This is a genomic window from Streptomyces cellostaticus (genome assembly GCF_023630175.1).
Classification (GTDB): domain Bacteria; phylum Actinomycetota; class Actinomycetes; order Streptomycetales; family Streptomycetaceae; genus Streptomyces; species Streptomyces cellostaticus_A.
Genome location: NZ_JALLIN010000010.1, coordinates 1 through 20,733 on the forward strand (window position 1 = coordinate 1; position 20,733 = coordinate 20,733).

Genomic DNA, 20,733 nt, shown 5'->3' on the forward strand with positions numbered 1-20,733 from the left:
CGGCCTGGGGGGGGGGGGGCGGGGGGGGGGGGGGGGGAGGGGGGGGGGGGGGGGGGGGGCCCCCCCCCCCACCGGCCCTTCACCGCGTCCCCGATGCTCAGAGGACCTTCGACAGGAACGACTTCGTCCGGTCGTGCTGCGGGTTCGTCAGCACTTCGCGCGGGTGGCCCGATTCCACCACCACGCCGTCGTCCATGAACACCAGCGAGTCGCCGACCTCACGGGCGAAGCCCATCTCGTGGGTGACGACGATCATCGTCATGCCGTCCTCGGCGAGGTCCCGCATGACGTCCAGGACCTCACCGACCAGCTCCGGGTCGAGCGCCGAGGTGGGCTCGTCGAAGAGCATCAGCTTCGGCTGCATGGCCAGCGCGCGGGCGATCGCGACGCGCTGCTGCTGACCGCCGGAGAGCTGCGCGGGGTAGTGGCCCTTGCGCGGGCCCAGTCCCACCCGGTCCAGCAGCCGCTCGGCGCGTTCCCGGGCCGTCGCCTTGGACTCGCGCTTGACCTGGACCGGCGCCTCCATGACGTTCTCCAGGGCCGTCATGTGCGGGAAGAGGTTGAAGCGCTGGAACACCATGCCGATGTCCCGCCGCTGTGCCGCCACCTCCCGCTCCTTCAGCTCGTGGAGCTTGTCGCCCTTCTGCCGGTATCCGACCAGGTCGCCGTCGACGTACAGCCGGCCGGCGCTGATCTTCTCCAGGTGGTTGATGCACCGCAGGAAGGTCGACTTGCCGGAGCCGGACGGGCCGATCAGGCAGAAGACCTCACGCGGGTTCACCTCCAGGTCGATGCCCTTGAGGATGTGCGCCAGCCCGAAGGACTTGTGCACGCCTTCGGCCTTGACCATGGGGCCGTCGCTCGTCCGGGCGACGTCCTTGCTGAGACTGCTCATCGGGCCACCTCCGGGCGGCGGAACGAACCGAACAGACGGAGGTTCTTCTTCAGGCGCTGGAACGGGGTCGGCGGCAGGCTGCGCGTCGAACCGCGGGCGTAACGGCGCTCCAGGTAGTACTGGCCGATGCTGAAGACCGTGGTCAGGATCAGGTACCAGATCGAGGCCACGAAGTACATCTCCACGACCGCCAGCGAGGTACTGGAGATGTCCGTGGACCGCTTCAGAAGTTCGGGGAACTGCACCGAGTAGGCCAGCGAGGACGTCTTCAGCATGTTGATGAACTCGTTGCCCGTCGGCGGAACGATCACCCGCATCGCCTGCGGCAGGATCACCCGGCGCAGGGTCTTGCCCTGCGTCATGCCCAGGGCGTGCGAGGCCTCCGTCTGGCCCAGGTCGACCGACTGGATGCCGGCCCGGACGATCTCCGACATGTAGGCGGCCTCGTTCAGACCCAGACCCAGCAGAGCCGCCAGGAACGGGGTCATCACCTGGTTCATCTCGTCCTTGTAGAACCCCAGGTTGAGGATCGGGAACACCAGCGAGATGTTGTACCAGAGCAGCAACTGCACCAGAACCGGGGTGCCGCGGAAGAGCCAGATGTACGCCCACGCCACGCTGCTGGTGACGGGGTTGGAGGACATGCGCATCACCGCGAGGATGATGCCGAGGGCGAGGCCCAGGACCATCGCGAGCACCGAGATGTACAGCGTGTGCCAGACACCGGACAGAATCGTTCCGTCCGTGAGGTAGTCCGGGATGATGCTGTAGTTGATGTTCGCGTTGGAGAAGGCGACGCCGATCAGCACCAGGATGGCGATGACGGCGACACCGGCCACCCAGCGGCCGTAGTGGCGCACCGGGATGGCCTTGATCTGCTCCGGCGGCACCGACGGCGCCGGAGTCTTGTCGACCGTGTCAGTCACAGTGACAGCCCTTCAATGTTGCCCGAGACTGTTCAGGAGCCGCCGTTGATCTTGGCCTCGGTGACCCCGCCCTGGGTGACGTTCCACTTCTCGAGGATCTTCTGGTACTCGCCGTTCTTGATGATGGCGTTCATGGCGGCCTGGATGGCGTCACGGAGCTGGGTGTCGTCCTTGCTGACCGCGATGCCGTACGGACCGGCCTCGATCTGCTCGCCGACCACCTCGAAGTCCTTGCCGCCGCCGGAGGTCTTGGCGTTGTAGGCGGCGACGGGGAAGTCGTTCAGGTCGGCGACGGACGCGCCCTGCTTCAGCCGGAGGAGCGCCTCGGGGTCGGTGTCGAAGGTCTGCAGCGTGATGGCCTTCTTGCCGTCCTTCTTGCACTTGGTGTTCTGCGCCTTGGCGATGCCCTCGGACGTGGTGCCGCGCTGCAGGGCCACGACCTGGCCGCACAGGTCGTCCAGCGTCTTGATGCCCTTCGGGTTGCCCTTCTGGACCAGGATCGAGGTGCCGGCGGTGAAGTAGTCGACGAAGTCGACGCCGTTGCCGACCTTCTTGCCGTTGTCGGAGTCGATGCCGTTCTGGCGGTCCTTCGTGTCGTTCATCGCGGACATGATCGAGTCGGCCCGGCCGCTCTGCAGACCCACGATGAGCTGGTCGAACTTGCCGTTCTGGAACTGGAACTTCACGCCGAGCTGCTTGCCGAGGGCGTCAGCGATGTCGGGGTCGATGCCGACGGCCTTGCCGCCCTGCATGTACTCGACCGGCGGGTATGCGATGTCGGAGCCGACCTTGATGACACCGGCCTTCTTGACGTCGGCGGGGAGCTTGTCGGCGAGCGGCGCGTTGGCGGAGGACGACGTGGTGGAGCCGTCGCCGCCCTTGTCCGTCTGGTCGCCGCAACCGGTGAGGATCAGTGCGCCGGCGACCGCGATCGCACCGACCGCTGCAGTCCGGGCGCGGGCGGGAGTACGACGGGTGGAGCTTGCGGTCATGGTGGTTCCTCCGGCGGGTGGAGAGAGGTGCCGATGGGTCGACGGAAACACACACCTTCGGGTGCCGCGACCTCGTGGGTTTACGGCATCTTGCCATTGGGGTTAGCCCATCCAGGGGAGTCGCAATGTCAAAATCGGATAACGGGTGAGGCTCCCGCCGCGTCAGGACAGGTCCTTCCCGGCCCCGCACCCCGGACCATCTGCGGAGATTCCGGCCCCCGGCCGCAAAAACTTCTCTCTGTCTCACCATGTGGTCAGTGAAGATCGTGGTTTTTCCCATCCAGCAGGGCTCTTGCCAACGGCGTGACCGTCCTGTCAGTCGCATGTCACCCCCGTGTGGCTTTCTGGTTCCCAGATGTGACCTTGCACCTAATGGACTCGTCGTCAGTGCCGTCCGTCCGGTAAGAAGGTTCTTTACACCCCTCATCCGGGGCTCAGGGCGCGTGTGCGGCGCGCCCGTCGCGCAGCCGCTCGTACGTATCGGTAACCGGGCCTGCGCGGTGCCCGCCCACCCCTCACCAGGAGTGGTCGACCCTCAAACCATGCATACCTAAGGGGTAAGACAAAGTGGCAGCGGAGATCGTCAATCCTCGCAGCGACAACACGGCGGATCAGGACGGGGCCGAGCCCCTCGATTCCTTCGATCCGGCGTTCGCGCTTCATCGCGGCGGCAAGATGGCCGTGCAGGCCACCGTTCCGGTCCGCGACAAGGACGACCTTTCCCTCGCGTACACGCCCGGCGTCGCGCGCGTGTGCACCGCGATCGCGGAGCAGCCGGAACTGGTCAACGACTACACATGGAAGTCCTCCGTGGTCGCCGTCGTGACCGACGGCACGGCCGTGCTGGGCCTCGGGGACATCGGGCCCGAGGCCTCCCTCCCCGTGATGGAGGGCAAGGCCATCCTGTTCAAGCAGTTCGGCGGAGTCGACGCGGTGCCCATCGCGCTCGACTGCACGGACGCCGACGACATCGTCGAGACCGTGGTCCGGCTCGCTCCCTCCTTCGGCGGAGTGAACCTGGAGGACATCTCGGCGCCCCGGTGCTTCGAGATCGAGCGCCGGCTGCAGGAGCGCCTGGACATCCCGGTCTTCCACGATGACCAGCACGGCACGGCCGTCGTGACGCTCGCGGCGCTGCGGAACGCGGCCCGGCTGAGCGGCCGCGAGATCGGACAGCTCCGGGCCGTCATCTCGGGCGCCGGCGCCGCCGGTGTCGCCATCGCCAAGATGCTGGTCGAGGCCGGCATCGGCGATGTGGCGGTGGCGGACCGCAAGGGCGTCGTGTCGGCCGGCCGGGAGGACCTGACGCCGGTCAAGCGCGAGCTCGCGTCCTTCACCAACAAGGCCGGCATCACCGGATCGCTGGAGGACGCCCTGGCGGGTGCGGACGTGTTCATCGGCGTCTCCGGCGGTACGGTCGGGGAGGCGGCGGTCGCCTCCATGGCCGAGGGAGCCTTCGTCTTCGCGATGGCCAACCCGAACCCGGAGGTGCACCCGGAGGTGGCGCACAAGTACGCGGCGGTCGTCGCGACCGGGCGCTCGGACTTCCCGAACCAGATCAACAACGTGCTGGCCTTCCCGGGTATCTTCGCGGGCGCGCTGCAGGTGCGGGCCACGCGGATCACCGAGGGCATGAAGATCGCCGCCGCGGAGGCGCTGGCCGCGGTCGTGGGCGATGACCTCGCCGCCGACTACGTCATCCCGTCCCCGTTCGACGAGCGGGTCGCTCCCGCGGTGACGGCTGCGGTGGCGGCCGCCGCCCGGGCCGAGGGCGTCGCCCGTCGCTGACGTCGTGCCGAATGGCCCCGCCCGAACGGGCGGGGCCATTCTTCTGCCCGGGGCACCGGGTCCCCGGCGCCCCGGCCGTGCTGGACGCGGCCATCCGGCCGTGCGCCCGCCCGTCCCGGGGAGCCCGGGCGGTGCCCGGAGGCGGGCGCGCCGTGCTGCGCCGGTCGGGTGCCCCTGCGCAAGAGGGCATGTGTCACAGCGCCCCGCGGTTCCGCCGGCTGCACGGCGCACCTATCGTCGAGCCCATGTTCGCTGCCTACGCCGCCCGAATCGACCGCGACCAGCCGCTCACCGGACTCGAGTTGGGGGAGCGTCCGGCCCCCGGGGCCCGGCCCGGATGGAGCACCGTGAACGTCCGTGCCGCCTCCCTCAACCATCACGACCTCTGGTCCCTGCGCGGTGTGGGTCTCGCCGAGGACAAGCTGCCGATGATCCTCGGCTGCGATGCCGCCGGGATCGACGAGGACGGCAACGAGGTCGTCCTGCACTCCGTCATCGGGCAGAGCGGCCACGGGGTCGGCCCCAGAGAGCCCCGCTCCATCCTCACCGAGCGCTATCAGGGCACGTTCGCCGAGCAGGTCGCCGTGCCGACCTGGAACATCCTGCCCAAGCCGAAGGAGCTGTCCTTCGCCGAGGCCGCGTGTCTGCCGACGGCCTGGCTGACGGCCTATCGGATGCTGTTCACCAACGCCGGGGTGCGGCCCGGTGACTCCGTCCTCGTGCAGGGCGCCGGCGGCGGTGTCGCCACCGCCGCGATCGTGCTCGGCAAGGCGGCCGGACTGCGGGTCTTCGCGACCAGCCGGGACGAGGCCAAGCGGAAGCGGGCGCTGGAGCTCGGCGCGGTCGAGGCGGTGGAGTCGGGAGCCCGGCTGCCGCAGCGCGTGGACGCGGTCATCGAGACCGTGGGCGCCGCGACCTGGTCCCACTCGGTGAGGTCCCTGCGGCCCGGGGGCACACTCGTGATCTCCGGCGCCACCAGCGGTGACCGTCCCTCGCACGCCGAACTGACCCGGATCTTCTTCCTCGAGCTGAAGGTCGTCGGCTCCACCATGGGCACCAAGGACGAGCTGGAGGACCTGCTCTCCTTCTGTGCCGCCACCGGCGTCCGCCCCGTCATCGACGAGATCCTCCCGCTGGACCGGGCCCGCGAGGGCTTCGAACGGCTGGCGTCCGGCGAGCAGTTCGGGAAGATCGTCCTGACGAACGAGTGATCGTGCCCGCGGCGGCGTGGTCCCGGTGAGGCCGGGACCACGCCGCCGTACGGGCCCCCGCAGCCGGTGGGTCAGACCCTCGGGCGCCGCAGTATCGCGCTGATGTGGGCCGCCGCCGCCGACAGGTGCCCGCGGACGTCCCGGAGCTGGTCGGCGGTGACGCCGTGGTCGCGGGCCGCGTCGCGGATGTCGTCGCGGAAGCGGTCCAGCAGGCGGTCCAGGTCGCGGGCCGGGTCGCCGGTGGGGGCCTCGTGCGCCCAGGACGGTTCGTACCCGGCCGGGAAGTCCTCCGGGGTCGTGGAGTACTCCGGCGCCGCGGAGGCCGGCTTGCGCGGGCCGGCGCCCGCACCCTCCGGGCTCCGGCCGAAGCCCCTGCCCTTGCCGGACTCCTTGCCGTACTCCTTCCCGAACTCGCCGAATTCCTTGGCGAGTTCGGTCAGGCCCTCGCGCACGCCGGTGGGCCAGTCGCCGTGGGTGAAGTGGTCCTGCACGCGTTCCTGGACCTGGTGGGCGATGCGCTGCACCTCCTCCTGCGCCTGCGCCCGCGCCCGCGCCTGGGCCTCCTGGGCCTGGTGGCGGGCCCGCTGGGCCTCCTCGCGGGCCCGACGGCTCTCGTCCTTCGCGCGGCGGGCCTGCTCCTTCCACTCCTGCTTGACCCGGCGCATCTCCTCCTTGGCGGCGCGCCAGGCCTCCTTGTCGCCGAGGTCGCCGCCCTCCCCGAGGGGGCCCGCCTCGCCGCCGCTCCTCCCGGAGCCCCGGCGGGCCTCGGAGGCGGCCGCGCGCATCTCGCGCCGCAGGTCGCCGGCCGCGCCGCGCACGTCGGCCTTGATCTCGGCGGCGAGCTCCGCCACGGACTCCCGGATCTCCAGCTCCAGGTCGGCCAGCTCACCGCTGCGGTCGGCGAGTTCGGCCCGGCCGGCGTCCGTGATGGCGTAGACCTTGCGGCCGCCCTCCGTGGTGTGGGTGACCAGGCCCTCGGCCTCCAGCTTGGCGAGCCGGGGGTAGACCGTGCCCGCCGAAGGGGCGTACAGGCCCTGGAAACGCTCCTCGAGAAGCCTGATCACCTCGTATCCGTGACGTGGTGCCTCGTCGAGCAGCTTGAGCAGGTACAGGCGCAGGCGGCCGTGGGCGAAGACGGGAGGCATGTCAGAGCACCTTCTTGTCGGTCGGACCATCGGTCGTGGCATCGGTCGTGGCATGGGTCGTGCCGTCGGCCGGGGCGCCGCTGCCCGACGCGCGCCGGGCGTCGGGCTCGTCCTCGCCCGCCGGGCGGCGCAGCAGGGCGATGGAGCCGGACACCGTCGTGGCCCTGAGTCTGCCGTTGCCCGCGCCGAGCCGGCCGGTGATCTTGTGGGCGCCCCACTGGCCGTGCACGCGCAGCCCGTCGAAGGCGTTGGAGATCGTGCCGCTCGCGGTGTTGGCCTCCACCTCCGCGTCCGCCGGATGGGGCAGGCGGATCGCGATCTCGCCGGAGACGCTGGTCAGGCCGACGTCGGTGGGGCCGTCCGGGTCAAGGTCGATGATCATCGAACCGCTGACCGAGTCGGCCCGGACGGAGGAGCCCGAACCCTCGACCACGGTCAGGTCGCCCGAGACCGAGTTGAACCGCAGGTCGCCCGTGACGGCCTGGGCCTCCAGGCTGCCGGACACCGTGTCCGCGCGGACCTGGCCGGAGTGGCCGACGAGGGTGGTGTCGCCGGTGACGCCCTTGATCACCGAAGGTCCGCTCATCCCGGAGACGACGGCGCCGGCGCCCACCACGCCCACCTCCACGCGGGTGTCGGCGGGGACCGCCAGGGAGACGACCGCGCTGCGGCGCCAGCCCTTGCGGTCGAGCCACTTGAGGAAGCCCTTCCATGGCAGGTCGTCGTAGGCGACGGTGAGGGTGCCGCCCTGATGGGTGACGATCAGGGGTGGGCCCTCGATGTCCGTGACCTCCAGGCGGGCGGAACCCTCGTCCGTGCCCACGACGTTCACCGTTCCGTTGACGATGCGTACGTGCAGCTCGTGCACCGGGGTGTCGAAGGTCAGCTTCTGGGGTTCGGCGATGGACCACTCGGACATGGGGCCTCCTTGGCCGGCGCGGACACGCCATATCGCGTCTCCTGTGAAACACGATATATCGCGGATGGGGAAAGTCAAGGCACCTTGTGCATAGGCTGTAGGGGACCCACACGGGCTGGATGTGTTCGCAGGAGAGGCAGTTCATGTACTTCACCGACCGCGGGATCGAGGAGCTGGAGAAGCGGCGCGGCGAGGAGGAGGTCACCTTCGAGTGGCTCGCCGAGCAACTGCGCGCCTTCGTCGATCTCAACCCGGACTTCGAGGTGCCCGTGGAGCGGCTCGCGACCTGGCTCGCCCGGCTGGACGACGAGGACGACGAGTAGCCCGTATCGTCCGTTGCCCCTCCCTCTCGCCCGTCACCGGAGTTAGCCTTCTTCTCCCATTCGGTGAACGGGGGCGTCATGGGTGGAGGAGTCGAACGCGTACGGCTCGACGACGGAACGGTCGTCTGGGCCAGGATCGGTGGACGGGACGACGAGGCGCCCGGCGGGGGCGGCTACTGGGACACGGGGTTCGGTGACCGCGTCGTCGACATGGCGGGCGGGCTGGCCGGCACGGTCGGTGGCGTCGTGCGCTCCTTGCGCGCCGGTCTGGACGCGCCGGCCGCGGTGGAGGTGTCCGTCAGCTTCGGAATCGAACTGACGGCGCAGTCCGGCAGCATCGTGAGCGCCATCGCGCAGGGCGGCGGCACGTCCTCCCTGACGGTGTCCCTGACCTGGACGGAACCGGCGACGGCCGCGGACGGCGCGGATCCCGCGCCACCCGGCGGCCCGGCCGTGCCCCCGCGCCCGCCGGCCCCGGGATCCGCATGAGCGCCTTCGACGAGATGGTGCGCCCCTCGCTCGTACGCATCGGCGCAACGGGTGACGGGTATGCAACGGACCGTGACCCGTACTGGGGATCGGGGTTCTTCGTCGCCCCTGGCTGGCTGTTGACCTGTGCCCATGTCGTGGGGAAGGGGGGAGCCGCGGTGTGCCGAGGGGAGAGCGCCTTACGCGTGACCTGGCAGGAACGCACTGCCGAACCCGCCGCCGCCCACGCCTGGGAGGAACGCTCGGGCAGCGGGACCGCCGTGCTCCTGGCGCCCCGGCCCGGGGAACCGGAGTCGTTCCGCGACCCCTGGCCGTTCCCCGACCTCGCGCTCGTCCGGGTCGAGGGCGCGGACGACGTGCGGTGCCTCTGGCTGGGCGACCGCGAGCCCGGCGTCCGCACACCGATCGGGCTGTACGGCTGGTCCCTGCAGACCGGCGAGCTGGGCGTCCGGCACGGCACCGGCGAGCTCGTCGGGTCCGACGCCCGCGCGCTGCTGCTCGGCGGCAGCCTGCCGATCGGCGGGCTGTCCGGCGGGCCCGTGCTCGACCTGCGGCACGGCTCGGTCGTGGGCGTCGTCAAGGGCCGCCGGCGGGAGGAGGGCGTCGCCGTCCCGGTCACCGCCCTGCACGAGCTGCTGGACCGGCGCGACACCTCCGGCGTCCTGCGCGAAGTGCTGCGCGCGCACGACCGGCACCATCTCCGCCTCCTGGACGACCCGTCGCCGTACGCGAACTGGACCACGCTGCAGGCCGGGCTGCCCGCACTCGCGCCACCCGTCTCCGGGATCACCGCGGAACTCCGCGCCCGGCTCTACGGCCACCTCGCCGAGCTGCCGCCGCCCGCCGGAGCGGGCGAGATCGTCCACCTGGTGGAGGAGGTCAAGGAGCGGGTGCGCGGCGAACGGCTGCGCTCACTGGTGCCGCGGAACGTGCGGACCTGGCGGGAGGGCGCGGCCCTGCTGCACGGACTGCGCACCCTGGACGCGGACGGCGGTGGCACGCTGGTCGATCTCGACGCCGTGCTGCTGTACGCGGCGAAGGTGGTGCGCAGGACCGCGCGGGAGCGCCCCGGCGAGATCGACCCGGCCCGGCTCGGCGCGTTCACGGACTGGCTCGGCGCGCAGGCCGGGCGGCATCGGCACTGGGCGGTGAGCGGGGCCGTCCGCGCCCTGCTGGACGGGATCGACGGCCGCGGGCCGGACGGGGATCCGGGTACGGTGACCGGCGGGGAACCGGGCGGAGCGACGGGTGGGGCCACCGCGGGAGGGCCGGGCGCCGGGCGCACCGCCGCGGTCGCACCGGCCGCTGCCGGTGCCGCTGCCGCAGCGCCCGCTCCCGTGACCGTGCCGTCCGCGGCCTCCGGACTCCAGGCCCCGGCCGCACCCTCGACCCCGGCCGTGTCCCCGATCCCACCCGCACCCCCGATCCCGGCCGCCCCCTCCATCCCGCCCGTGATGCCGATCCCGTCCGAGCTCCGGGCGGCGCCGGAGCCCCCGTTCGTCCCCGGCCCCCGGATCGCCCCGGAACCCCCGGCCGGGACGGCCGGCACGGTGGCCACCGGCCGTACGGACGTACTCGTCAGGGTCGGTGCCGCCATGTACGGCGGGCTGCACCCCTGGAGCGTGGAGCTGATCCACGACGGCCTCGACGTCACCCCGGTCGACGCCGACGACCGGGGGGTGCGCGTCGACGAACTCGAGGCGGCGCTGCGCGCGCCACTGGACCGTGCCCTGGACCTCGGGGACCACGGTGAGCATCTGGCCCGGATCGAGGTCTTCCTGCCCCGCAGGCTGTTCGACCTGCCGGTGGACGAGTGGCAGTTGCTGCCCGACCGCCCGGGCGCCCGCCGCGCCGACCGTGACCGGGAGCCGGGCGACGGCGGCAGCGGCCCCGGCGGCTGGGCCGGCGACGGCCACGACGAGGACGAGGACGAGGACTTCGTGGACGAGCGGTCCATGCCGCTCGGCATGCGCCGGACCGTCGTCATCCGGGACCTGCGGCGCAACGGGCGGCCCCCCTCCCCGGAGTGGCGCAGACGCTGGCGGGGCGTCGCCCGCGGACCGCTCGCGCACGAGCCGCTGCACGGCCGGGACCCGGCCGACGGCCACGTCGCCGTGGCCCGCTCGGGCGGCCGCTACCTGTACTACGGCACCCTGTCGGCGCTGGACGACACCTGTGTTCCGATCTACTGCGGTCCCGTGGCGAGCGGGGAGGGGCAGGCGGCGATGAGGGACGCCTTGATGGCGGGTCATCCGGTGGTGCTGTGGCGCCGGGACGAACACGATCACGACGAGTGCAAGGACTTCCATGAGCAGGCCGCCCACGCGGTGGGCGCCGCCCGGCACGCCGAGGGCCTGCACGAACGGGTGCGTGACCTGCGCATCCGGCTGTACGACACCGAGTCGGCCCGGGCCCGGGGCCTGCGCGGGAAACTGGCCGTGCTGTCCGATCCGCCGGACCGCCCGCCGCGCTCCGCCGGGACGATGCGGCCACCGCCGCCGGCCGCTCCCGACGGCTGACCCGGTGGACGGTCGCCCGGGCCCGGCCGACGGCCCGCGGCCGGTCCGCCCCGGCGCATCCGGACGTCCCGTCAACCCCGGTCCCTGGCACGGGCGTTCGGAAAGCCCGGAAGCGGACGCGGGGCCGTTCGAACCCCGGCGGGCACGGCCGCCTGACGGTAGCCTCGTGGACCAGATCGGATGGCCGGCCCGCTGCATGATCACCGGAATGGGGAGGAGCCCGAGGTGAACGACTGGCGAATCTACTGCGGAGTGGGTCAGTCGCACGACGGCATGCGGCGGTTGCCGCCCCCGCCGCCCTGGCGCGACTTCTCCGCCTCGCGGGGTGACGGCGCGCAGGCCGGCCCCGAGGACCCCAGCAGCGCCCGCCGGCTCGGCGTCCGCCGCCGGCTGGTGGAGAGCTACGCGCCCCGGCCGGCCGAGGTGGACGCGGTCAACGCGGCGCTGTACCTGCGCCGGCCGCTGCTGGTCACCGGCAATCCGGGCACGGGCAAGTCGACCCTGGCGTACGCCATCGCCCATGAACTCGGGCTCGGCAAGGTGCTGCGCTGGCCCATCGTCAGCCGCACCGGCCTCCAGGACGGGCTCTACCGCTACGACGCCATAGGCCGTCTCCAGGACGTCCAGCTCGAGCGGGCGCGCGGGGGCGAGGGCGGCACGGCCGCGCCCGGCATCGGCTCCTACATCCGGCTCGGGCCGCTCGGCACCGCCCTGCTGCCCGCCGAGCAGCCCCGCGTGCTGCTCATCGACGAACTCGACAAGAGCGACCTCGACCTCCCCAACGACCTGCTCAACACACTGGAGGAAGGCGAGTTCGCCATCCCGGAGCTGGAGCGGCTGGCCGACCGCGAACCCGTCGTGGAAGTACTCACCCACGACGGCGACCGGGTCGCCGTGCACGGCGGGCGGATCGCGTGCACCGCCTTCCCGATGATCGTCCTCACGTCCAACGGCGAGCGCGACTTCCCCGCCCCGCTGCTGCGGCGCTGCATCCAGCTCGAGCTCGACCCGCCCGGCGAGGAGCAGCTCACCGCGATGGTCGAGGCCCACCTCGGTACGGACGGTGTCGCCGCCGGGGCCGATCTCATCCGCAGGTTCCTGGAGCGCGAACCCGGCGAGGTGCTCGCCGCCGACCAGCTCCTCAACGCCCTGTTCCTCACCCGCCACGACCCGCGCGCGCAGAGCCTCACCCGGGAGCGGATCGCCGAGATGCTCATGCAGCCGCTCGACCGCACGAGGTGAGGGACGGATGCCCGGGATGCACCTGGACGAGCTGATCGGCAAGCTGCGCCAGGGCGGGCTCGACCTCACCGCGGAGGACGTGGCCGACGCGGTCTGGCTGGCCGGGCGCCTCGGCCCGGCCCCGCCCCGTGACGCCCCCGGACGGCGGTCCGCACCCGGTCCGGTGGACCCGCCCGCCGTCGGACCGGACGCGTTACCCGCCGGCGCGCAAGCGGCGAGCGACGCCCCCGAGCCGCCCCGGCCCCGGACGGACGCCCCCGCCGCCCCGGTGCCGCTGCTCACCCCCGGCCCCGCGGCGCGCCCGGACGGCGACGCCGCCGCCGTCGTGCCCGTCCGGGCGCCCGCCGCCGGCGCCCTGCCCGGACTGCTCGGCCTGGAGAAGGCGCTGCGCGCCCTCGGCCGCTACCAGGTCGCCGCCGCACCACCCCGGGACGAGCGGATCGACGAGGAGGCCACCGCCGAGCGGGCCGCCGCGAGCGGCATCCTGCTCCCGGTCACCCGGCCCGGCCGCGACCGCCGCTGCGACGTCCAACTGCTCGTGGACACCGGGCCCAGCATGGCCGTCTGGGGGCAACTGGTCGAGGAACTCCGGCAGGCCTGCCAGCAGTCCGGCGCGTTCGCCTCCGTCCGCGTCCACCACCTGCACGCCGACGACTCCGGCGTCCTCCTCGTCGGTACGACCGCCGGTCCCGGACGGCACACCCGGCTGCGGCCGGCCGAGGAACTGCACGATCCCACCGGCCGCAGGCTCACCTTCGTCATCAGTGACTGCGTGGGCCCGCTGTGGCGGAACGGCAGCGCGCAACGGCTGCTGCACCAGTGGTCGCGCACCGGCACGCTGGCCGTCGTCCAGCCGCTGCCGCCCCGGCTGTGGGGCCGTACCGAGCTGCCCGCCGAACCGGGCCTGCTGGTGCGCCCCGACGGGGTCGCCGCCCGGCTCGCCTTCGAGCCCGACGACGAGCCCTGGGAGGAACCCACGCCGCACGCCCGGCCGGTACCGGTGCTGCAGCCCACCCCGGAGGCCTTCGAGGTCTTCGCCCGGCTCCTCGGCGGCAGCGGCCCCGTCCGCGAGCGGGCCTGGGCGGCCCTCACCGAACCGGGCCCCGGTCCGGCGCCAGGGGGCCGCGCCGGTGCGGCCCCCGACGACGGCGATCCGTCGTACGCCGCCGGCCCGTCGCAGTGCGACGACCCCTCGGACGTCCACGGCCGAGAGCCCGTCCACGACGAGCCGCGCAGCGACGACGAGTTGCTGCGGGCCTTCCGTGCCGGAGCCTCGCCCGGCGCCGTACGGCTGGCGGTCTACCTGGCCGCGGCCCCGCTCACCCTGCCCGTGATGCAGCTCGTCCAGCGGGCGATGCTGCCGGACACCGGGCCCATGGAGCTGGCCGAGGTGCTGCTCGGCGGGCTGCTCAGACAGCTCCCCGGCACCGCGGGACAGCCCTGCTTCGCCTACTCGGGCCGGGTGCAGAACCTGCTGCTGTCCTCCCTCGACCAGGACACCGCCGGGCTCGTCCTCAAGCACTGCTCGGCCTACGTCGAACGGCACTTCGGCCGGGGCACCCGGAACTTCGCCGCGCTCGCCGCGGCCCGGCTCGCCGATCACGTCCCGTCCGCCGGGGCCGGTCGGGTCCCGCCGGACGCCGCCGCGCCGGAGGACGGCGGCGGGGTCGAGGCCGAGCTGTTCGCCCGTATCCCGGCCCGCGTCCTGCGCTTCTACCTGCCGGACCTCGTCACGCCCGATCCGCTCACCGAGGCCGAGCGGCTGCTCGACCAGTGGCACCAACTGCCCGACCCGGAGGTGCTGCGCCGCGCCCGTGAACAGGCCCGCGCCGCGACCGCCCCGGCCCCCGCGCTCCTCCCGGGCACCGGCGCCACCGTCCGGCCCCACCTGGTCCTCGGCCGCATCCTGCGCGCCGAGGCGGGTACGGCGGGCGCGCGTACGGCGGGACGCCGCGCCGAGCTGCTGCGCGAGGCGGTGGCCGAACTCGCCACCGCGCACGCCGCCGGCGCCGGCGGCCGCGAACATGCCGACGCGGCCCTGGAACTGGCCTCCTGCCGCCGTGAGTTGTGGAGCCTGACGGAGCAGGGCGACCAACTCGGCGCCGCCCTGGGGGTCCTGGTCGCCGAGACCGCTCCCTGGCCGCCCCTGGCCGAACGGGCACGGGCCTGGACCCGGACCGGGCACCGGGCCGGTCAGGACACCTCCGCGCGGCGCGACGGCACCGGGCCCGGCGCCCGGACCGGCCCGGAGACGGGGGACGGGACAGCGGCTGGCGGCACGGAGCGGGCCGCCCCGGACACGGACGGGACGGCCCGCCACGGCGGGCCGGCGGACACCGGCCAGGTGCCCTGGCCCGTCACCGCCCACCGGTCCCGGCTGCTGCTGCGCGGCCGGATCCTGCTCGACCTGCGGCGCCCCGCCGCCGCCGTCGGCGAACTCCGCGAGGCCTGCGCGACGCTGGACCTGGAGCGGTCCCCCGACGCCGTACGCGGACCCGCCCTGCTCGACCTGGCGCGGGCGCTGCGGGAGGCCGGGGCCGAGGAGGGCGAGGCCCGGCAGGCGCTGCTGCGGGCCCGGCGGGCCGCCGGGGACGACCCCGATCTGCTGCTGCCCACCCTGGCCGCGCTGGCCGCCTTCCACGACGCGGCGGGCGAGGCCCCGGAGGCCGACGAGGCCTACGAGCGGGCCGTGCTGCTCGCCCCCGCCGACGGCGCCCTGCGCTGCCGGCTCCTCACCTCCTGGGGCGAGTCACTGCTGCGGCGGGCCTCCGCGCGCGACGGCGCGCGGATCGTCGACCGGGCCGAGTACGTACTGCGCGAGGCCCTGCAGGCGCTGCCCGCCCGGTCCCCGCACCGCGGGCGACTGCAGGGCCTGGTCGGCAGCGCGCTCGCGCAGCGCTTCCGTCACCTCGGCTTCCTGCCCGACCTGTTCGAGAGCCGGCACCTGCTCGGCCAGGCGGTGCGCGCGGCCGCCGACGAAGCCGTACGGGCCGAGGCCTGGCTGCAGTTGGGCCGGGTGCGGCTGGAGGGCTGGCGCCGGGCCGGGGCGCCGGTGCTGATGGACGCCCTGCAGGCGTACGAGAACGCGGAGCGGGCGGCGCGGGCCGCGCACGGGGCGGATCCGGGCTCGGCGACCTCCGCCCGGGCCCGGCACGGCACCGGGGTGGTGCTGGCCCTGATGGGCCGGCCCGCCGCGGCGCGCGCGGCCTTCCAGGCCGCCGGGGAGCAGTGGCAGCGGCTGGTCGGGGCGCTGCGTCAGGTCGACTGGGCGGACGTCGAGCTGACCCGGCGGGCGGAGCCGGTGACGGGGGAGGAGCCGACGGGGGCGGTGCGGGGGCTGCCGGACGGGGAATGGGAGCGGATCGCTCCGCCCTGGTGGCCGTGGACCGGTCAGTGGGCGAACCGGTCGGAACCTGACCGGACTTGATCTGGTCAGGGTTTCCACTTCCGGGCTGTCGGGAAGAACTGGGCAGCCATGGCGACGGAGCGGGCCGTTCGCGGGCAGGGAGGAGCCGAGTGTGGCGGAGCAGTGGAGCGGGGTGGCCGCCCCCGGTCGGGCTGTCGGGCGTGCCGCGAACCTGTCCGACCTCACCGACGTCGACCTGCGTACCCTGCGGCTTCTCGACGATCCCGCCCTGACCGCCGCCGTCGACCGGGTCCTGCGGGATGCCACCGGGTGCCAGCAGGTCTGGCACAGCGGAGAGGGCGAGGGCGAGGTGCACCCGCCCGCCGTGGATATGTTTTCGGCCGGACTCGCCGAACCCGGCCGGCTCCCGGACGAGCGGAGATGACCCCGGCGCCGATACCCGCCGAGGACTTCGGGGCACTCGCCGGCACCCGCCCCGCCGCCCGGGGTACGCGGACACTGCGTGCCGCGATCCACGCACGTCGCATGCTGCTCCTCAAGTCCCTCCTGGTGCGCACCGACCGCCAGCGCCGACTCCTGGACCCCGCCGTGCGCCGGGACTTCGAGCGGGCCTGGGCACTGCTGACGGCCGCGGAACGGACCGGCCCCGCCGCGGTCCGTGAGGTGCTCGACTACCCGACGACCGGTGCCTGGCTGGCCGCCGCGCTCGCCGCACCCCAGGGTGCCGCGTTCGAACGCCACCTGGCCCACCTGGCCGGCGTCGCCGTCGCCGCGGCCGTCCGCGCGGGCCACCCGCCGGCCGGGACCCTGGCCGTGCCCACCGGTCTGCTCGCGCTGCCCGGCCTCGGCGTGCTGCGCTGCCCGTCGGGCCGGGTCCGGCTGGCCGGCGGGCCGGGCGGGGCGCGGATCGCGGACGACGGCGGACACACCGAGGCGGTCCTGCCGCACCCGGCGTCCCCGACCGGGCCCGGCGCGTCCCGGACCGCGGACGGGTCCGGCTGGAGCGCACTGCGCACGCTGCCCGGCGGCACCGTGCGCCTCGACGACCTCGATCCGTACCGCACCCCCCTGCCCGGCACCGGCCCGGGACCGCTGCGTGCCGCCGACCGCTGCGACTGCCCCTGGGGCACCTGGGCCCGGCGCTGGCGCCGGGCCCGCGAGCTGCTGACCGCGGTCGACGGGTGCCGCGCCGCCGAGACCGGCGCCGTACTGCGCGCCGTCGTACCGCTGGCCGCCCCGGACACCGGCGCCGCCCCGATGGGAGCCACGCTGAGGTCCGCGCCCGGCGCCGCGCTGCTCCAGCTCCCGGGCACGGCGCGGGAACTCGCCGAGTCACTGGTGCACGAGACCCACCACACCAAGCTGGCGGCGCTGGACGAACTGGTCCCGTTGTGCCGGCCGGGCAAGGGTGCGTCGCACCGGGTCGGCTGGCGCCCCGACCCCCGACCGGTACCGGCCGTGCTGCAGGGCGCGTACGCCCATCTGGCGCTCACCGACCTGTGGTGGCGGGTGCGCACCGGCGCCGGGGCGGCCCCGGCGTGGCGGCGCCGGGCGGGTGAGCGGTTCGAGGGACTGCGCGAGGAGGTGGGGCAGGCCTTGTCCCTCCTGCTGGAATCCGATGAACTTACCCCAGCGGGAAGGGAGTTCGTCCAAGGAATGGAACGCCATCACGCCGGCCTGGGTGTGACGGCCCAAAATGTGCTGTGACGCTCCGCAGGGGCGTAATTTCTGTGCGTTAGCGTGTGCCGTGAGAGTGCGGTGGCGGGAACAGGGAGCGTGCGATGGCGGAACAGCGGCGGTCGGGCGGGGACGGGGCCCCGGCATCCGAACGCGTCCTGGTGGTCTTCCCCGGCTACCACCGGGCCTGGGCGGCCTGGATCGCCCAGTGCCTGGAGAGCCACGGGCACCAGGCCACGCTGCAACGCTGGGACCCGCCGCGCGAGACCGCGCTCGAGGACTCCCTCGCCGACCTGCTGCTGGCCTCGGGCCCGGTGCTGCTCGTCCTGGACGACTGGTTCTTCGAACTCGGACCGCGCCCGCCGGGCGAGTGGAACGACGCCCTGCGCGGCTTCGTCGCGGCGAACGCCGACCGGTTCGCCGCCGTCAACCTCACCAACCGGTCACTGCTGCCGGCCACCGCGGTCCTCGAACCCGCAAGCCTGTGGGGCCTGAGCGAGGAGGCCGCCGAGGAGCGGCTGATGCGAAGGCTGGGCCTGGAACGCCGCCGGGTGCCGCGGCCGGTCGCCCACCGGGCCCGCTACCCCGAGAACCGGTGCGAGATCTGGGGCGAGATCCCGCGCCGCAACCCCCGCTTCACCGGCCGGGACGACCTGCTCACCGGCCTCCACCAGCAACTCGCCGACGCCGACCGGGGCGCCGCCGTGTGCACGCTGCTCGGCATGTCCGGCATCGGCAAGACCCAGCTCGCCGCCGAGTACGCGCACCGGTTCAGCACCGACTACGACGTCGTGTGGTGGGTCAACTCCGACGACCGCAACATCCAGCGCGACCGGCTCGGCGAACTCGCCGTGGAGCTCGGCCTGCGCGTCGGCAACGAACCCGGCGAGCGCATCCGGGCCGTCCGCGAGGCCCTGCGCCGCGGCGAGCCCTACGGCCGCTGGCTGCTGATCTTCGACGGCTGGGACGACACCGACGGCGTCGACACCCTGCTCCCGCAGGGCGCGGGCCACGTCCTCGTCACCTCCCGCAACCGAGGCTGGGGCGAGCACACCGACATCCTGGAGATTCCCGCGTTCCTGCGCGCCGAGTCCACCGCCTATCTGCTGCGCCGCGCGCCGCACATCAGCGCCGTCGAGGCCGACGAGGTCGCCGCCGAGTTCGGTGACGTCGCACTGCCGCTCGTCCAGGCCGCCTCCTGGCTCGGCGAGTCGCGCATGGAGGTGCCCGAGTACCTGCGCATGGTCCGCGAGCGCCGGCTGTCCACCGTGGACGAGCCCGCCACCGGTGAGGGCTTCCCGCGCTCGTCCATGACGTCCTGGTCGATACTGCTGAACCGGCTGCGCGGCGCCCAGCCGCAGACCATCGACATCCTCGGCCTGTGCACCTCGTTCGCCCCCGGGCGCATCCCGCTCGGTCTCATCCGCGCCTACCCGCACGCCGACCTGCCCGAGCAGTTGCGCTGGATGTCCAGCGACCTCACCGCCTGGACCCGGGCCCTGGACACCCTGGTCAACTACTCGGTGCTGACCCGGGAGACCCGCGGCCCGGTCGGCGTCGAGATGGGCCCGCACCAGGAGTCGGTCCACATGCACCGGCTGGTCCACGACATCGTCTCCAAGCTGACCAGCGAGGACAGCCGGGTGGTGCACCGCCAGGCGGTCCGCACCCTGCTGGCCCAGGCCGACCCCGGCAACCCGCTGGACAGCCGCAACTGGCCCCGGTACGCGGAGCTGCTGCCCCACCTGGAACCCTCGGGCGCCCTGAGCAGCGCCCAGCCGCGCGTCCAGGAGACCGTGCTGAACTGCCTGCGCTACTGCTACCGCAGCGGCGAGTACAAGGGCGGTCTGGACCTGGCCCGGCGCATCCGCGACCACTGGTCCCGGATCATGGACCCGCTGGCCCAGCCCATGCTCGACCTGACCACGCAGGAGAGCAACATCCTGCGGGCCAGCGGCCGGTTCCGCGACGCCTACGAGCTGGACCGCGCCGTCCACCAGCGCCTCGGTGACGCCGAGGCGCCCTCCGAACTGGCCGAGCTGTCCACCAAGGGCGCCATGGCCGCCAGCCTGCGCCACCTGGGCCGCTACGACGACGCGCACGAGCTGCAGACCGAGGTCCTCGACGGCTACGGCCGGCTGCTCGGCCCGGACGAGGGCCCCGCCCTGATCGCCCGGCACAACCACGGCGTCGGACTGCGCCTGCTCGGCCGCTACCAGGAGGCGTACGAACTCGACCTGGACACGCTCGCCCGCCGGGACAACGTCCTGCGCGCCCGGCACATCAGCACCCTGAACTCGGGCGGCGCCGTCGCCCACGACCTGCGGTTGCTGGGCCGGTACCGGGACGCGCTGGCCCGTCAGGAGACGGTGGTCCGGCTGAGCCTGCAGGTGCTCGGCGCGCGGCATCCGCAGACCCTGTCGGCCCGTGGCCAGCTCGTCATGTGCCGCCGCCGGGAGGGCGGCCACACCCAGGACCTGGGGCCCGAGATGGCGAGCCTCCTCGACCAGTTCGCCCAGGTGCACGGCCGTGAGCACTACCGGACGCTGGCGTTCACCACCAACTACGGCAACTACCTGCGGGAGCACGGTGACCTCGCCCAGGCCCGGGAACTGATCGACCGGGCCGAGGCCGGCTACCGCGCACTGCTCGGCCCGGCCCACCCGGTCGCCACCGGCATGCTCTCCAACACCGGTCTCGTCATGCAGGCCGCCGGTGAACGCGCCGAGGCCCTGTCCATGTTCGAGGCGTCCTTCGCGGGCCTCACCGCCACCCTCGGCGCGGACCACCCCTGGGTCCTCGGCTGCGCCCTCAACGCGGCCAGCGCCCGCAACCTGGGCGACCGGATCACCGACGCCGTGGAGCTGAGCCGGGAGACCCTGCGCCGGGCGCGGCACACGCTGGGGCACGAGCACCCGCTCACGCTCTCCTGCCAGGTGGCGCTGGCCGCCGACCTGCGGGCCGCGCGGGAGCACGAGGAGGCCGGAAAGCTGGAGGAGGACGGCATGCTCGGCCTGACCCGCACCCTGGGCGCCCAGCACCCCCACACCATCTCGGCCCGTCAGCGGACCCGCCCCTACTGGGACTTCGAGCCCTACCTGGGCTGAAGCACCTCGAAGGGCGCGGGGAACCGGGCGATCGACCCCACGCACCCGCAGCCGCGCACATTCCGGACGACCCTGCCTCATGAGCGAAGGGCCCGGCCCCGAGTCGCTGAGAACTCGGAGCCGGGCCCCATCC

General features: G+C 73.6%; 15 protein-coding genes. 10 read left to right on the forward strand and 5 right to left on the reverse strand.

Annotated elements, in window-relative coordinates; all coding sequences use genetic code 11:
* Nucleotides 1-97: 97 nt before the first annotated feature.
* The 3 genes from MXD57_RS08490 to MXD57_RS08500 are packed head-to-tail and all read right to left on the reverse strand — an operon-like array spanning nt 98 to nt 2,813.
* On the reverse strand, nt 98-895 hold the full coding sequence (locus MXD57_RS08490; RefSeq protein ID WP_284505277.1) for an amino acid ABC transporter ATP-binding protein: 798 nt from the start codon (nt 893-895) through the stop codon (nt 98-100).
* Complete coding sequence (locus MXD57_RS08495; RefSeq protein ID WP_250400710.1) at nt 892-1,821, reverse strand: amino acid ABC transporter permease; 930 nt, start codon at nt 1,819-1,821, stop codon at nt 892-894. Before MXD57_RS08495 ends, MXD57_RS08490 begins: the two co-directional genes overlap by 4 nt.
* A 32-nt stretch (nt 1,822-1,853) precedes the next feature.
* Complete coding sequence (locus tag MXD57_RS08500; protein ID WP_250400711.1) at nt 1,854-2,813, reverse strand: ABC transporter substrate-binding protein; 960 nt, start codon at nt 2,811-2,813, stop codon at nt 1,854-1,856.
* 567 nt (nt 2,814-3,380) lie between these two features.
* Here MXD57_RS08500 and MXD57_RS08505 point away from each other — a divergent pair.
* Together MXD57_RS08505 and MXD57_RS08510 are read left to right on the forward strand one after the other, a co-directional pair.
* Nucleotides 3,381-4,601: an NAD(P)-dependent malic enzyme gene (locus MXD57_RS08505; RefSeq protein WP_250400712.1), complete on the forward strand. Its 1,221-nt coding sequence runs from the start codon at nt 3,381-3,383 to the stop codon at nt 4,599-4,601.
* A 245-nt stretch (nt 4,602-4,846) separates the two neighbouring features.
* The gene (locus MXD57_RS08510) at nt 4,847-5,812 is read left to right on the forward strand and encodes a zinc-binding dehydrogenase (RefSeq protein ID WP_250400713.1); all 966 of its coding nucleotides are present in this window, start codon (nt 4,847-4,849) and stop codon (nt 5,810-5,812) included.
* Between the two features lie 71 nt (nt 5,813-5,883).
* On the opposite strand, the gene MXD57_RS08515 is transcribed toward MXD57_RS08510, so the two are convergent.
* The gene (locus MXD57_RS08515; protein WP_250400714.1) at nt 5,884-6,957 is read right to left on the reverse strand and encodes a PadR family transcriptional regulator; all 1,074 of its coding nucleotides are present in this window, start codon (nt 6,955-6,957) and stop codon (nt 5,884-5,886) included.
* Between the two features lies 1 nt (nt 6,958).
* Nucleotides 6,959-7,876 (reverse strand): DUF4097 family beta strand repeat-containing protein, encoded by a 918-nt coding sequence (locus MXD57_RS08520; protein WP_250400715.1) that lies wholly within the window; start codon nt 7,874-7,876, stop codon nt 6,959-6,961.
* Nucleotides 7,877-8,019: 143 nt separating this feature from the next.
* Between MXD57_RS08520 and MXD57_RS08525 the strand changes: the two genes are divergently transcribed.
* From MXD57_RS08525 to fxsT, 8 genes are all read left to right on the forward strand, one after another.
* Nucleotides 8,020-8,199 carry a DUF6104 family protein gene (locus tag MXD57_RS08525; protein ID WP_153482227.1) on the forward strand — a complete coding sequence of 60 codons (180 nt, stop codon included), beginning with the start codon at nt 8,020-8,022 and terminating at the stop codon, nt 8,197-8,199.
* A gap of 78 nt (nt 8,200-8,277) precedes the next feature.
* Nucleotides 8,278-8,688, forward strand: coding sequence for a CU044_2847 family protein (locus MXD57_RS08530; protein WP_250400716.1), 411 nt, complete (start codon nt 8,278-8,280; stop codon nt 8,686-8,688).
* A 14-nt stretch (nt 8,689-8,702) separates the two neighbouring features.
* Nucleotides 8,703-11,207 (forward strand): VMAP-C domain-containing protein, encoded by a 2,505-nt coding sequence (locus MXD57_RS08535; protein ID WP_250400825.1) that lies wholly within the window; start codon nt 8,703-8,705, stop codon nt 11,205-11,207.
* A gap of 225 nt (nt 11,208-11,432) precedes the next feature.
* Nucleotides 11,433-12,449, forward strand: a complete 1,017-nt coding sequence (locus MXD57_RS08540; RefSeq protein ID WP_250400717.1) for an AAA family ATPase — start codon at nt 11,433-11,435, stop codon at nt 12,447-12,449.
* 7 nt (nt 12,450-12,456) lie between these two features.
* Nucleotides 12,457-15,876, forward strand: a complete 3,420-nt coding sequence (locus MXD57_RS08545) for an SAV_2336 N-terminal domain-related protein (RefSeq protein WP_250400718.1) — start codon at nt 12,457-12,459, stop codon at nt 15,874-15,876.
* 91 nt (nt 15,877-15,967) lie between these two features.
* Complete coding sequence (locus tag MXD57_RS08550; protein ID WP_250400719.1) at nt 15,968-16,240, forward strand: hypothetical protein; 273 nt, start codon at nt 15,968-15,970, stop codon at nt 16,238-16,240.
* The gene (locus MXD57_RS08555; protein ID WP_250400720.1) at nt 16,237-17,523 is read left to right on the forward strand and encodes an aKG-HExxH-type peptide beta-hydroxylase; all 1,287 of its coding nucleotides are present in this window, start codon (nt 16,237-16,239) and stop codon (nt 17,521-17,523) included. The genes MXD57_RS08550 and MXD57_RS08555 overlap by 4 nt, the downstream gene beginning before the upstream one ends.
* A 74-nt stretch (nt 17,524-17,597) precedes the next feature.
* The gene (gene fxsT / locus MXD57_RS08560) at nt 17,598-20,600 is read left to right on the forward strand and encodes an FxSxx-COOH system tetratricopeptide repeat protein (protein WP_250400721.1); all 3,003 of its coding nucleotides are present in this window, start codon (nt 17,598-17,600) and stop codon (nt 20,598-20,600) included.
* The last annotated feature ends 133 nt before the right edge of the window (nt 20,601-20,733 follow it).

Coding starts and splice junctions, on each gene's coding strand:
- MXD57_RS08490 (WP_284505277.1), bottom strand. CDS start 895: ATGAGCAGTCTCAGCAAGGACGTCGCCCGGACGAGCGACGGCCCCATG.
- MXD57_RS08500 (WP_250400711.1), bottom strand. CDS start 2,813: ATGACCGCAAGCTCCACCCGTCGTACTCCCGCCCGCGCCCGGACTGCA.
- MXD57_RS08510 (WP_250400713.1), top strand. CDS start 4,847: ATGTTCGCTGCCTACGCCGCCCGAATCGACCGCGACCAGCCGCTCACC.
- MXD57_RS08515 (WP_250400714.1), bottom strand. CDS start 6,957: ATGCCTCCCGTCTTCGCCCACGGCCGCCTGCGCCTGTACCTGCTCAAG.
- MXD57_RS08520 (WP_250400715.1), bottom strand. CDS start 7,876: ATGTCCGAGTGGTCCATCGCCGAACCCCAGAAGCTGACCTTCGACACC.
- MXD57_RS08525 (WP_153482227.1), top strand. CDS start 8,020: ATGTACTTCACCGACCGCGGGATCGAGGAGCTGGAGAAGCGGCGCGGC.
- MXD57_RS08530 (WP_250400716.1), top strand. CDS start 8,278: ATGGGTGGAGGAGTCGAACGCGTACGGCTCGACGACGGAACGGTCGTC.
- MXD57_RS08535 (WP_250400825.1), top strand. CDS start 8,703: ATGGTGCGCCCCTCGCTCGTACGCATCGGCGCAACGGGTGACGGGTAT.
- MXD57_RS08545 (WP_250400718.1), top strand. CDS start 12,457: ATGCCCGGGATGCACCTGGACGAGCTGATCGGCAAGCTGCGCCAGGGC.
- MXD57_RS08555 (WP_250400720.1), top strand. CDS start 16,237: ATGACCCCGGCGCCGATACCCGCCGAGGACTTCGGGGCACTCGCCGGC.
- fxsT (WP_250400721.1), top strand. CDS start 17,598: ATGGCGGAACAGCGGCGGTCGGGCGGGGACGGGGCCCCGGCATCCGAA.